This is a genomic window from Pectobacterium actinidiae (genome assembly GCF_000803315.1).
GTDB lineage: Bacteria > Pseudomonadota > Gammaproteobacteria > Enterobacterales > Enterobacteriaceae > Pectobacterium > Pectobacterium actinidiae.
Window position 1 is genome coordinate 3037576 of record NZ_JRMH01000001.1, and the last position, 12534, is coordinate 3050109.

General features: G+C 51.5%; 12 protein-coding genes. 6 read left to right on the plus strand and 6 right to left on the minus strand.

Annotated features, from left to right (window positions below):
• The first annotated feature begins 246 nt into the window (after nucleotides 1–246).
• The 3 genes from ackA to KKH3_RS12990 all read left to right on the plus strand — a co-directional run bounded on the left by ackA (nucleotide 247) and on the right by KKH3_RS12990 (nucleotide 4848).
• Nucleotides 247–1449 carry an acetate kinase gene (gene ackA, locus KKH3_RS12980; protein ID WP_039360259.1) on the plus strand — a complete coding sequence of 401 codons (1203 nt, stop codon included), beginning with the start codon at nucleotides 247–249 and terminating at the stop codon, nucleotides 1447–1449.
• A 79-nt stretch (nucleotides 1450–1528) separates the two neighbouring features.
• A complete protein-coding gene (gene pta, locus KKH3_RS12985) occupies nucleotides 1529–3667 on the plus strand; it encodes a phosphate acetyltransferase (protein WP_039360262.1) in 2139 nt (712 codons plus the stop codon).
• Between the two features lie 320 nt (nucleotides 3668–3987).
• On the plus strand, nucleotides 3988–4848 hold the full coding sequence (locus tag KKH3_RS12990) for a DUF817 domain-containing protein (RefSeq protein ID WP_039362428.1): 861 nt from the start codon (nucleotides 3988–3990) through the stop codon (nucleotides 4846–4848).
• Between the two features lie 71 nt (nucleotides 4849–4919).
• Here the strand turns inward: KKH3_RS12990 and yfcD are convergent, their stop codons facing one another.
• Together yfcD and yfcE are read right to left on the minus strand one after the other, a co-directional pair.
• Nucleotides 4920–5585, minus strand: coding sequence for an NUDIX hydrolase YfcD (gene yfcD, locus KKH3_RS12995; protein WP_076995010.1), 666 nt, complete (start codon nucleotides 5583–5585; stop codon nucleotides 4920–4922).
• Between the two features lie 123 nt (nucleotides 5586–5708).
• Nucleotides 5709–6260, minus strand: coding sequence for a phosphodiesterase (yfcE, locus tag KKH3_RS13000; protein WP_039360265.1), 552 nt, complete (start codon nucleotides 6258–6260; stop codon nucleotides 5709–5711).
• A gap of 262 nt (nucleotides 6261–6522) precedes the next feature.
• Between yfcE and yfcG the strand changes: the two genes are divergently transcribed.
• From yfcG to KKH3_RS13015, 3 genes are all read left to right on the plus strand, one after another.
• Entirely contained in the window at nucleotides 6523–7149 is a 627-nt protein-coding gene (gene yfcG, locus KKH3_RS13005) for a GSH-dependent disulfide bond oxidoreductase (RefSeq protein WP_010295413.1), read from the plus strand.
• A gap of 123 nt (nucleotides 7150–7272) precedes the next feature.
• Nucleotides 7273–7644: a dihydroneopterin triphosphate 2'-epimerase gene (gene folX, locus KKH3_RS13010; RefSeq protein ID WP_039360268.1), complete on the plus strand. Its 372-nt coding sequence runs from the start codon at nucleotides 7273–7275 to the stop codon at nucleotides 7642–7644.
• A 159-nt stretch (nucleotides 7645–7803) separates the two neighbouring features.
• The gene (locus KKH3_RS13015) at nucleotides 7804–8709 is read left to right on the plus strand and encodes a TIGR01777 family oxidoreductase (protein WP_039360271.1); all 906 of its coding nucleotides are present in this window, start codon (nucleotides 7804–7806) and stop codon (nucleotides 8707–8709) included.
• A gap of 414 nt (nucleotides 8710–9123) precedes the next feature.
• On the opposite strand, the gene hisP is transcribed toward KKH3_RS13015, so the two are convergent.
• From hisP to KKH3_RS13040, 4 genes are all read right to left on the minus strand, one after another.
• The gene (hisP, locus tag KKH3_RS13025) at nucleotides 9124–9897 is read right to left on the minus strand and encodes a histidine ABC transporter ATP-binding protein HisP (RefSeq protein WP_039360274.1); all 774 of its coding nucleotides are present in this window, start codon (nucleotides 9895–9897) and stop codon (nucleotides 9124–9126) included.
• A gap of 16 nt (nucleotides 9898–9913) precedes the next feature.
• Entirely contained in the window at nucleotides 9914–10630 is a 717-nt protein-coding gene (locus KKH3_RS13030) for an ABC transporter permease (RefSeq protein ID WP_039360277.1), read from the minus strand.
• Nucleotides 10623–11312 carry a histidine ABC transporter permease HisQ gene (locus tag KKH3_RS13035; RefSeq protein WP_039360280.1) on the minus strand — a complete coding sequence of 230 codons (690 nt, stop codon included), beginning with the start codon at nucleotides 11310–11312 and terminating at the stop codon, nucleotides 10623–10625. Before KKH3_RS13035 ends, KKH3_RS13030 begins: the two co-directional genes overlap by 8 nt.
• A gap of 140 nt (nucleotides 11313–11452) precedes the next feature.
• Entirely contained in the window at nucleotides 11453–12232 is a 780-nt protein-coding gene (locus KKH3_RS13040; RefSeq protein ID WP_039360283.1) for a lysine/arginine/ornithine ABC transporter substrate-binding protein, read from the minus strand.
• Nucleotides 12233–12534 lie beyond the last annotated feature (302 nt).

Below are 12534 nucleotides of genomic sequence, written 5' to 3' on the forward strand. Positions count from 1 at the left end.
CGGCCATAACGCGGTTATCCATCGCTTTAAAGCTGCGGTTTACATCCGGTCGATGTCACGTTGTTGTAGAGATTAGTTATATCGATTATCCGATATAACCTACATCATAATGTCGACCCTATTTCATCATCGTGTCTGGTGTATCACACCAAGGTATGATGTTAATCATAAATGCCAGCAGCGGTATGCGATATGCTATGCCCTGTGTGACATTTTTTTAACCATGTATAACAAGTAGGTACTTCCATGTCGAGTAAGTTAGTACTGGTTCTTAACTGCGGTAGTTCATCCCTGAAATTCGCGATCATCGATGCGATTAACGGAGAAGAGTACCTGTCTGGTTTAGCCGAGTGTTTCAACCTGCCTGAAGCCCGTATCAAATGGAAAATGGACGGCAGTAAACAAGACGCCGAACTGGGTGCCGGTGCAGCTCACAGCGAAGCGCTGAACTTCATCGTCAATACCATTCTGTCTCAGAAACCGGAGCTGTCAGCTCAACTGGTTGCTATTGGTCACCGTATCGTTCACGGCGGTGAGAAGTTCACCCAATCCGCGATCATCACTGATGATGTTCTTCAGGGTATCAAAGATTCCGTGCCTTTTGCACCTCTGCACAACCCGGCGCACCTTATCGGTATCGACGAAGCACTGAAATCGTTCCCGCACCTGGCTGATAAGAACGTCGCTGTTTTCGACACCGCGTTCCACCAGACGATGCCGGAAGAATCCTACCTTTATGCACTGCCGTACAAACTGTATAAAGAAAACCACATCCGTCGCTACGGCTTCCACGGCACCAGCCACTACTTTGTTTCTCGTGAAGCCGCCAAAGTGCTGAACAAACCAGTAGAAGAGCTGAACGTAATCACTTGCCATCTGGGCAACGGTGGTTCCGTTACTGCAATCCGTAATGGCGAATGCGTTGACACCTCAATGGGTCTGACCCCGCTGGAAGGTCTGGTGATGGGTACGCGCTGCGGCGATATCGACCCGGCTGTGATTTTCCACCTGCACGATGCACTGGGCATGAGCGTTGAGCGCATCAACACCCTGCTGACCAAAGAATCCGGTCTGCAAGGTCTGACTGAAGTGACCAGCGACTGCCGCTACGTTGAAGATAACTACGAGACGAAAGCAGACGCTAAACGTGCAATGGACGTTTATTGCCACCGTCTGGCTAAGTACATTGGTTCCTATGCGGCACTGATGGAAGGTCGTCTGGATGCGGTGATCTTCACGGGTGGTATCGGTGAAAATGCGGCAATGGTTCGCGAGCTGTCACTGAAAAAACTGGGTCTGCTGGGCTTTGACGTCGATCACGAACGCAATCTGGCTGCACGCTTCGGTAAAAGTGGCAACATCGCTAAAGATGGCACCCGCGCGGCGCTGGTTATCCCGACCAATGAAGAGTTGGTCATCGCCGAAGACGCTTACCGTCTGACCGCGTAAAACACGTAACTCCCAACACCGTCAGCCAAGGCTGACGGTGTTGTTTTTGACTAACGAGCAACCGTAAAGAGGTTCGGCCGTGTCCCGTATAATCATGTTGATCCCCACTGGCACCAGCGTTGGTCTGACAAGCGTCAGCCTGGGTGTCATCCGTTCCATGGAACAGAAAGGCGTCCGCCTGAGCGTGTTCAAACCTATTGCCCAGCCGCGTAGTGGCGACAATACGCCAGATCAAACGACCACCATTATTCGTGCCAATTCCGCCATCAACGCCGCCGAGCCACTGGCGATGAGCCGCGTTGAAGCCCTGCTGAGCTCCAACCAGCAAGACGTGCTGATGGAAGAAATCATCGCGCGCTACCACGAAAACACCAAAGACGCAGAAGTCGTTCTGGTTGAAGGCCTGGTTCCTACCCGTAAGCACCAGTTTGCTAACGCGTTGAACTATGAAATCGCCAAAACGCTGAACGCAGAAATCGTCTTCGTACTGGCGCTGGGTAACGATTCCCCGGCACAGCTGAAAGACCGTATCGAACTGGCGCGTTCCAGCTTCGGCGGCAGCAAAAACAAAAACATCACTGGCGTGATCATCAACAAACTGAATGCGCCAGTAGACGACCAGGGCCGTACTCGCCCTGACCTGTCTGAAATCTTCGATGACTCCACGAAAGCCAGCGTTGCCAACATTGATCCGAAGCAGCTGTTCGCTAACAGCCCGCTGCCGGTTCTGGGCTGTATCCCGTGGAGCTTTGACCTGATAGCTACGCGCGCCATCGATATGGCGAATCACCTGAATGCGCGTATCATCAACGAAGGCGACATTCAGACGCGCCGCGTTAAGTCTGTCACTTTCTGCGCACGCAGCATCCCTCACATGCTGGAGCATTTCCGTCCAGGTTCACTGCTGGTGACCTCCGCTGACCGTCCTGATGTTCTGGTTGCTGCCTGTTTGGCTGCCATGAATGGCGTGGAAATCGGTGCCCTGCTGCTGACTGGCGGCTACGAAATGGATCCGAGCATTGCCAAGCTGTGCGAGCGTGCCTTCCAGACTGGCCTGCCGGTCTTTATGGTCGACACCAACACCTGGCAGACCTCACTCAGCCTGCAAAGCTTCAACCTTGAAGTTCCGGCTGATGACCGTCAACGTGTTGAGAAAGTGCAGGAATATGTTGCACGCCACATCGACACCCAGTGGATCGATTCACTGAGTGCAGAATCTGAGCGTTCACGCCGTCTGTCTCCACCAGCGTTCCGCTATCAGCTGACTGAGCTGGCGCGTAAAGCAGGCAAACGTATCGTTCTGCCTGAAGGTGATGAACCACGTACCGTTAAAGCAGCATCTATCTGTGCTGAACGTGGTATTGCTCACTGTGTGCTGATCGGTAACCCAGAAGAGATTCAACGTGTTGCTGCCGCTCAGGGCGTAGAACTGGGCAAAGGCATCGAAATCGTCGATCCGATTGTCGTACGTGAGCGCTATGTTGCACGTCTGGTTGAACTGCGTAAGAGCAAGGGCATGACCGAAGTGGTTGCGCGTGAACAGCTCGAAGACAACGTGGTTCTGGGTACGCTGATGCTGGAACAGGGTGAAGTTGACGGTCTGGTTTCTGGTGCCGTTCACACCACCGCTAACACCATCCGTCCGCCGTTGCAGTTGATCAAAACTGCACCGGGCAGCTCACTGGTGTCTTCTGTGTTCTTCATGCTGCTGCCTGAGCAGGTTCTGGTTTACGGCGACTGCGCCATCAATCCAGACCCAACCGCAGAGCAATTGGCTGAAATCGCTATCCAGTCTGCGGATTCCGCTACCGCATTCGGTATCGACCCACGCGTGGCGATGATCTCTTACTCTACCGGTAACTCCGGCGCGGGTAGCGATGTTGAGAAAGTGCGTGAAGCGACCCGTCTGGCGCAGGAAAAACGTCCTGATCTGGTCATCGATGGCCCGTTACAGTACGACGCCGCTATCATGGCTGACGTTGCACAGTCCAAAGCACCGAACTCACCGGTTGCGGGTAAAGCTACCGTGTTCATCTTCCCTGATCTGAATACCGGTAACACCACGTACAAAGCGGTACAGCGTTCTGCTGACCTGATCTCCATCGGGCCAATGCTGCAAGGCATGCGCAAACCAGTTAACGACCTGTCTCGTGGCGCACTGGTAGACGACATCGTTTACACCGTTGCCCTGACCGCCATTCAGGCTACACAGCTCTAATCTGTATCCTAACTAATTCGAGTTGCTTGGCAGGTGGCAACTGCACGAATCCCCAGTCACTTACTCAAGTAAGTGACTGGGGTGACAAATCTGCTGGGAGCAGATTTGAACGCTGCTTGCAGCGGCCCTTTAGGGCGAGGCCCACGACGGGCCGAGTATTTAAAGGAAGCCAGCGCACAATCAGCTTGAAGTATGACGGATATATTCAGATTAATTCTGTTATCTTCTATGCCAGCCTCAGCGCTGGCATTTTTTTATTGCTCTTCGCACAAAAAACCACACCGAGCAGGCTCAAGAATAACCATAAACAGGGTCCATGGATGACTGTAATACGATTATTAGATCAACACTTTCAGCGGCAGTTGGAAAAAGGGATCACGCCTTCATCGCCAACAGGGTTAACCCGATTTTTGGTTGAATTTCTCTATTTCGGAGCCAAAGAAGCCCGCGCTTGTATCTTCGTTGGCCTGTTCTTTCTTGCTGTTTTCAGCGTGCCGAAATCCGGCTGGTTCGCTATCCCGCGCTATGATTTGCTGTTGATATTCGCCATTGTGATTCAGGGATGGATGATCGCCAGCAAGCTGGAAACCTGGGATGAGTTAAAAGCCGTTACGCTGTTTCACCTCGTAGGTTTTGCGCTTGAGGTGTTTAAAACCTCATCAGGTATTCGCTCCTGGTCTTACCCTGATTTCGCCTACACCAAGGTACTGGGTGTGCCGCTGTTTGCCGGATTCATGTACGCCTCTGTAGGTAGCTATATCATTCAATCCTGGCGGCTATTCGATCTTAAAATTCGTCATCACCCGCCCTACTGGCTGGCGACGCTGGTCGCGCTACTTATTTATGCCAATTTCTTCACTCACCACTATATCGGCGATTATCGCTGGTACATTGCCGCACTGGCTGTCGGGCTCTATGCGCGTACCACCGTCATTTTCACGCCTTACGATCGGGAACGACGAATGCCGCTGTCATTGGCCTTTATTCTGATCGGCTTTTTTATCTGGCTGGCTGAAAATATCAGTACGCTTTTCAGTGTCTGGAGTTATCCAGAACAGCTCGGAGCCTGGTCGATGGTTCACGTAGGGAAATGGAGCTCGTGGGCTTTGCTAGTGATCATGACGTTCACCATCGTGATTTATCTGAAGGACATCAAGAAGAGTATTCATGTTCCCGAGTGATAACCGCCGTTGATCACTCGGAAAAAGTGACGCCGCAGCGGAGAAAAAGCAGCGGCGAGACAGGGGAGATATTATTTCTGTGAACCAGCGTCTGATGGAGCAACGCCGCTGTTGTCATTTTCATCATGAGCATTTTCATCATGAATACTTTTATTAACCGCAGGAGTCGCAGCAGCTTCTACCGCCTCGTTCAGCTTACGTGAAATCGGCTTACCATATTCCTGATCGCTATAGCGCGTCAGCCACAGCGATAGCGCTTTCAGCGAGTCCGGCGTAAATTCATCACAGCGTGCGGTGATTTCTTGCGGCGTCAGCCAGCTGACCTCATCAACCTCTTCTTCCTGTAGCGCAAACGGTCCGTGGGTGACGCAGCTAAACAGCCCACCCCACACCCGGCAATTTTCGCCTTCGTAATAGAACAGGCCATGTTCTGCAAATGGCACACCCGCAATGCCAAGCTCTTCTTCGGCTTCACGGCGTGCAGATTCCAGCATTTGCTCACCGCTTTGAACTACGCCGCCAGCGGTCGCGTCCAGCCAGCCGGGATAGAAATCTTTGACTTGCGTCCGGCGCTGCACCAGAATTTTACCCATGCCATCATGTACAACAATGTAAGTAGCTCGATGACGAAGGGTCTGAGCACGCATCTGCTGACGACTTGACTGAGCAATTACCTCGTTGTTTTCATTGACGATATCAACCCACTCTGTGCCTGCTGCCTGACTTTGTTCCGCCATCCTCTGAAACCCTTTAGTATTGGCACGTTGCTACGCGCGTCTGTTTTAAATGATCGATCTTTGCTGCGAATATTCCCTGCTACCTTGCCGTTATTCAAGGTCAAAAACAGGGTATACGCTAAATTAGTGCCTAATCGCGACCTGTGCAATAGGCTCACCGCCGTGTAAGGGTAGAACCCGCAGTTCATCTTGTTCAAATAAACCGTAGCTCGCGGGGTATCCCCCTTTCGGCAAGCTCACTGAACCGGGATTAAAAAAATAATATTCACCGCGTTGCTCAGCGAATGGGATATGAGTGTGGCCATATACCAGCACATCCCCCGCATGTAACGGCGGCAAACTCTCTGGATGATAAAGATGACCGTGCGTCAAGAAAAGGCGATTCTGCGGCAACAGCACATGTTGCCACGGTGCCGTTATCGGAAAGGTCAATAACATCTGATCAACCTCGCTGTCGCAGTTCCCACGCACGGCAACGATACGTGATGCATAAGCGTTCAGTCGGGTAGCCACTTCCGTAGGTTGATACGCCTCCGGCAGCGGGTTGCGTGGGCCATGATTGAGAAAATCGCCCAGCAAGATAAGCCAGTCGGCATGACTCTGCTCAAAAATGTCCAGCACGCGTTCCGTCGCACTGAGGGAACCGTGTATGTCGGACGCAAACATCAATTTCATCGTTATCTCCACAACGTTTATATCAACAATGCTACACCCACAGCACCTGCCACCTTTATCGGACGTAGTCTACCAAAGTTGGCAGCACGCTTCCGGTAAAGATCGTATAACAAGGTACACCATCGCTTATTTTTCACTCGTAGAAGTGGTAGGGTAAGAACCCGTTTCTCAATACGCTATTCTGACAGCGCATCGCTCTCTGATGCGATCAACTGCCATACAGTCCATGATGTTTTTCTGAATTAAAACGGAGACGTGATTCATGATTGACCTGTATTACGCACCAACCCCTAACGGACACAAGATCACCCTGTTTCTGGAAGAAGCTAATCTCCCCTACCAGCTCCATCGCGTGAATATCAGCAAAGGCGAACAGTTCAAACCGGAGTTTTTGGCTATCTCGCCTAACAACAAAATCCCCGCGATTGTCGATACGCAGCCCGCGGAAGGTGACACGCCAATTAGCCTGTTTGAATCTGGCGCGATTCTGCTCTATCTGGCGGAAAAACACGGCGTGCTATTGAGCACGTCATTACGTGAGCGTACGGCTACACTACAGTGGCTGTTCTGGCAGGTCGCCGGTTTCGGGCCAATGCTCGGGCAGAATCATCATTTTAACCACTATGCACCTCAGCCAGTGCCTTACGCCATTGAACGCTATCAGCAGGAGACACAGCGCCTGTATCGCGTGTTGGATAAACACCTACAAGACAGTCCTTGGCTAGCAGGTGAAAATTACAGCATCGCCGATATCGCGACCTACCCGTGGGTGGTTTCTTATGCCCGCCAGCGCGTCGACCTTGATGATTACCCGGCAGTGAAGGCGTGGTATACGCGTATCAGCGAGCGCCCGGCCACGCAACGGGCTTACCAGCTCGCTGAACAGTAAAATTCTGGCATCATCTCATTCGGCCTTTGGGTATCTTCTGCTATGGTAATCAACATATTGTCGTTAACGATACCCTGACGCTGCGCTTTAGTCGCAGTAACAGAAGCAACCGAGGGCCGAACAATGCCACATCATCCTTCTGACGCCATTATTCGTATAAAAAATCTGCGGCTACGCACCTTCATCGGTATCAAAGATGAGGAAATTACGAATAAGCAGGATGTGATCATCAACGTTGTGATTCACTACCCAGCAGCACAGGCACGCAACAGCGAAAATATCGCCGATGCGCTGAACTACCGCACCATCACTAAAAACATTATTCGCCACGTAGAAGATAACCGCTTCGCGTTGCTGGAAAAATTAACGCAGGATGTGCTTAACATCGCCAGCGAACACGAATGGATAACCTATGCTGAAGTAGAAGTCGATAAACCGTTTGCCCTGCGTTACGCCGATTCGGTTTCCATGACCCTGCGTTATCACAAGGCATAAATACTATACTCTCAATAATTCGAGTTTCAGGACAAAACGTTAACGTTTTGAACAACGCAAAGCGTTGGCCCTTTAGGGCGAGGCCCACGGCGGGCCGAGTATTTGAGCGAAGCCAACGCACATGAAACTTGAAGTATGACGAGTATAAGGGAGCGCACGATGCAACTACTCATAACAGGCGGAACCGGCCTTATTGGCCGCCATCTTATCCAACGATTACAGCTGCTTTCCCATCACATCACCGTACTGACACGCGATCCTGAACGCGCTAGAGGCGTTCTCGGCAATCAGGTGGAATATTGGTCCACGCTGAGTAATGTCACCTCACTGAACGACTTTGACGGCGTCATCAATTTGGCGGGCGAACCTATCGCCGACAAGCGGTGGACGCCACAACAGAAACAGCGTCTGGCAAAGAGCCGCTGGAACATCACCGAGCAGCTTGCCACGCTGATAAAAGCGAGCAGTAAGCCGCCAGCGGTTTTTATCTCGGGTTCTGCTGTCGGGTATTATGGCGATCAGGGAGAAGCACTGGTCACGGAAGATGAATCCCCAGCCGATGAATTTACACACTATCTATGCGCCCGCTGGGAATCACTGGCACAGTCCGCCGAAAGTGATAAAACTCGTGTCTGTCTGCTACGCACTGGCATTGTTCTTTCAGCGCAGGGCGGCGCGCTGGCAAAAATGCTGCCGATTTTCCGCCTCGGGCTTGGTGGGCCTATGGGTTCCGGCAAGCAATATATGCCGTGGATTCATATTGATGACATGGTGAACGGCATTCTCTATCTGCTGGATCAGCCGACATTAAGTGGCCCGTTCAACATGGTTGCGCCCTATCCGGTTCATAACGAACAATTTTCCGCCACGCTGGCACACGTCTTGGATCGCCCAGGCTTTCTGCGAGCACCGGCTTTCGCGATCAAACTACTGATGGGGGAAGCTTCAACGCTAGTACTGGGAGGGCAGCGCGCCATTCCGCAGCGATTAGAAGCCGCAGGCTTTGGTTTTCGTTTCTTTGAGTTGGAAGAAGCCCTACAGGACGTCATCAAGAAACCGAGCTGAAGTTTGATAAAATGCCCAAATATTCTGCACTGCTGGCGTAAAAATTGTGCTGAGGTCGGCATGACCGCCGGGGGAGCCGCATGGATGCGGCGAAAGGCAGTGCCGCGTCGGACAAAAACGTCAGAGACGTTTTTGAACAGCACTTGTGCTGGCCCGAAGGGCGAGCCCCGTTAATGGGGCGAGTAAACGCGTCACTGGCGGCCCGGATAGCGGTCAGGAACGCCGAAGGCACCGCGCAGCGGCACGATTCTCGCCCAAAAGCCAGTGGTCAAGGAGCAGCGGCAACTGAGCGCTCCTTGTCGGGCGAGTAGATAAAGTATAAGAATACTCGATGGTTAACACGCACGAAAATTTTGCACTATCCGACATAGAATGGTGAAAAGGCTAGAGGCTGATAACCATCAGCCCCAAAACCTACTTCAACACACCGGACAAAAACTGCTGCAAACGTGCACTTTTCGGGTTTCCGAAAAGCTGCTCCGGCGGCCCTTCCTCTTCAATTACCCCCTGATGCAGGAAGATAACATGGCTGGAAACATGACGGGCAAACTCCATTTCATGCGTCACCACCACCATCGTTTTCCCTTCCTCCGCAAGCTGCTGCATGATACGCAACACCTCACCGACCAGTTCGGGATCGAGCGCTGACGTAGGCTCATCAAACAACAAGACTTCCGGCTCCATCGCCAGCGCCCGTGCAATGGAAACGCGCTGCTGTTGACCACCGGAGAGATCCGACGGGTATTTCTGTTGGGCAGCATCCGTGATCCCGACCTTGTTCAGATAGAACACCGCCCGCTCACGCGCTTCCGCTTTACTGAGCCCTAACACCTGAATTGGCGCTTCCATCACGTTCTCTAACGCCGTCATGAAGCTCCACAGGTTGAAGTGTTGAAATACCATCGTCAGACGCGTCCGCAGCATCTGAAGCTGCTTTTTATCAAATACCTTTAATTGCCCGTCAGTGTCGCGCACCATGCGAATTTCCTGATCGCTGACGTAAATCGCCCCTTCGCAGGGTTTTTCCAGAAAATTAATACAGCGCAGTAAAGTACTTTTTCCCGAACCGGACGACCCGATAATCGAAATAACGTCACCCGCTTTCGCCTGTAATGAGATCCCTTTCAGCACCTCATGCTGGCCATAACGTTTACGCAGTTCCGTCACCATCAGTTTGTTATTCGACATACTCTTTTTCCTGCGTTTAATGAGATGAACGGGTATAAAGATGACGTAACCAGTGCCGTTCCGCCTTTCTGAACAGCCCAATTAACACAAACGAGATCGCCAGATAGATAACCGCCGCGATGCCAAAGGCATAAAACGGCTGGTAGGTTGCCGCATTAATATCACGGGCAATCTTCAGAATATCCGGCACTGTTACAGTGAAGGCCAGCGCCGTTGAATGCAGCATCAGAATCACTTCGTTGCTGTAAGCGGGCAGTGCAATACGCAGCGCACCCGGCAAAATAATGCAGCGATACTGCTTAAAGCGGGAGAAGCCGTATGCTCTGGCCGCTTCAATTTCACCATGCGGTACCGAGCGGATTGCCCCCGCAAAAATCTCTGTCGTGTACGCACAGGTATTCAGCGCCAGCGCCAGAATGGCGCAATTTAGCCCGCTGCGGAAAAAGGCATTCAGTAGGTCGGTGCCGCGCACAATCTCCAGGCTATACACGCCGGAATAGAACACCAGAAGCTGTACGTAGAGCGGCGTACCGCGGAACACATAGGTAAAGAGCCAAACCGGAAAGCTGAACCGACGCCGTGGAGACACACGGGCAATCGCCAGCGGCAGCGCCATCAACCCGCCGATAACGACCGACGAGATGAGCAGCCAGAGCGTCATCGCCAGCCCGGTCAGGCGGTAACCATCGCTCCACAGTAGCGGCTGCCAATATTGTTGCAGGATCTCACTCATAGTTTATTTTTTTGACTCCCTGCGAATAGTGCCTTTCCAGCCACCACAACACGCCGTTAGAAACGGTGGTAAAAATCAGGTACATCGCCCCAGCAACCAGCGCAAAATAAAACGGTTCGTGTGTGCCCTTGCCGGCCAACTGCGTCGCCTTAATCACATCATTCAAGCCAAGCAATGACACCAGCGCCGTTGCTTTCAGGATCACCTGCCAGTTATTGCCGATGCCCGGTAGCGCAAAGCGCATCATGGAAGGAAACAGAATACGGCGGAACACCTTCATGGGAGAGAAACCGAACGCGACGGCAGCTTCGATTTGCCCACGCGGCACAGCAAGGTAGGCACCACGAAAGGTTTCCGTGAAATACGCACCGTAAATAAAGCCCAGAGTAATGATTCCAGCAGTCAACGGATCGATGTCAATCTGATCCAGACCGATCGATTCCGTCACGCCGTTTAAGGCAATTTGCAGACCATAGAAAATCAGCAGCATCAGTACCAGATCGGGAATGCCACGAATCAGCGTGGTATAGCAGGAAAAACACCCTGCCAACAGACGGTTGGAAGACAGCTTCGCCGACGCACCAATCAGGCCGATAGCCAGTGCCAGCAGTAACGAACTCGCGGCCAGCTCCAGCGTCATGATGGCACCATCCAGAATTAGCTGGGAATAGCCATAGAGCATCAATGATTTCCGTTGAAATAGCGGTTAATGGCACGCTGCGTCATCAGTCAGGAATACGGCACGAGAGGAACGATCCCGTGCCGCATGCCCTACGATCCCGCTACACATGTGGTAAAGAAATGAGAGTCACGGTGGCAACATTAGCCGCCGTAAACGTCAAAATCGAAGTATTTTTTCGCGAAGGTATCGTAGGTACCATCTTTACGCATGTCTTCAAATGCTTTATCCAGCGCGGCCTTCAGCTCAGTATCCGCTTTACGCAGGCCCATTCCGGTTCCGACACCGAAGAATTTGTCATCTTTTACCGCCGGGCCGGCAAATTCATAGTCTTTACCTGCATCAAGTTTCAGGAATCCTTCACTTGCTGCGACTTCATCCTGAAAAGCGGCATCAATACGGCCTGCGGCCAGGTCTGCATAAATCAGATCCTGATTTTGGTAAGCGACAACGTCAACGCCTTTCGGCTGCCAGTTAGCATTGGCAAAGGCTTCCTGTGTTGATGCCTGCAATACGCCAACACGTTTGCCGCCCAAAGAAGCCAACGTGGGTTCAATGCTCGTCCCTTTCTTCGCAATCAGGCGTGAGTTGGCCGCATACAGCTTCTCGGTGAAAGCAATTTCCTGCTGGCGTTTTTCGGTGATGGACAGAGAAGAAATGATGGCATCGATTTTTTTAGCTTTAAGGGACGGAATCAACGCATCAAAGTCGCTTTCTACAAACGTACAGTTAGCCTGAATGCGTTTGCACAGCTCTTTCGCCAGATCGATATCAAACCCAACCAGTTCACCGCTGGCGTTTTTCGATTCAAAGGGAGCATAAGTAGGATCGGTACCAATTTTAATATTCTTAGGAATCTCCGCCATCGCACTACCCGCAGCCAGAATAAGTGCCAACGGCAAGACTTTGAACAGTTTCTTCATATTGCTACCCTTATCATGAGTGATTGATGTCATGTGTCGTCAATGTCGGAACAGATTTCGATTTATTGCTTTAAAAATGAACGATATGAATGCTATTAGTTTTTTAATACCGACGATTACCGTTTTCATTAGCAAGCAGTTTTCATGCCACAATGAACGCAGGGACATCGTAAAAGCCGCATAGGCAGTTCATGCAAAAACTAATGAATAACTGTTTGATTATGAAATATTTTCTTAATCATTTTTTGGCGCATAACAATAAGGATAGATAACATTGGCACGAAAACAAAAACTCACACGCA

Bases quoted from the DNA above. Each gene is read 5' to 3' on its own strand.
- ackA (WP_039360259.1), top strand. From the start codon at position 247: ATGTCGAGTAAGTTAGTACTGGTTCTTAACTGCGGTAGTTCATCCCTG.
- KKH3_RS13030 (WP_039360277.1), bottom strand. From the start codon at position 10,630: ATGAGTGAGATCCTGCAACAATATTGGCAGCCGCTACTGTGGAGCGAT.
- KKH3_RS13035 (WP_039360280.1), bottom strand. From the start codon at position 11,312: ATGCTCTATGGCTATTCCCAGCTAATTCTGGATGGTGCCATCATGACG.
- yfcE (WP_039360265.1), bottom strand. From the start codon at position 6,260: ATGAAATTGATGTTTGCGTCCGACATACACGGTTCCCTCAGTGCGACG.
- KKH3_RS13040 (WP_039360283.1), bottom strand. From the start codon at position 12,232: ATGAAGAAACTGTTCAAAGTCTTGCCGTTGGCACTTATTCTGGCTGCG.
- KKH3_RS12990 (WP_039362428.1), top strand. From the start codon at position 3,988: ATGACTGTAATACGATTATTAGATCAACACTTTCAGCGGCAGTTGGAA.
- KKH3_RS13015 (WP_039360271.1), top strand. From the start codon at position 7,804: ATGCAACTACTCATAACAGGCGGAACCGGCCTTATTGGCCGCCATCTT.
- yfcD (WP_076995010.1), bottom strand. From the start codon at position 5,585: ATGGCGGAACAAAGTCAGGCAGCAGGCACAGAGTGGGTTGATATCGTC.
- hisP (WP_039360274.1), bottom strand. From the start codon at position 9,897: ATGTCGAATAACAAACTGATGGTGACGGAACTGCGTAAACGTTATGGC.
- yfcG (WP_010295413.1), top strand. From the start codon at position 6,523: ATGATTGACCTGTATTACGCACCAACCCCTAACGGACACAAGATCACC.
- folX (WP_039360268.1), top strand. From the start codon at position 7,273: ATGCCACATCATCCTTCTGACGCCATTATTCGTATAAAAAATCTGCGG.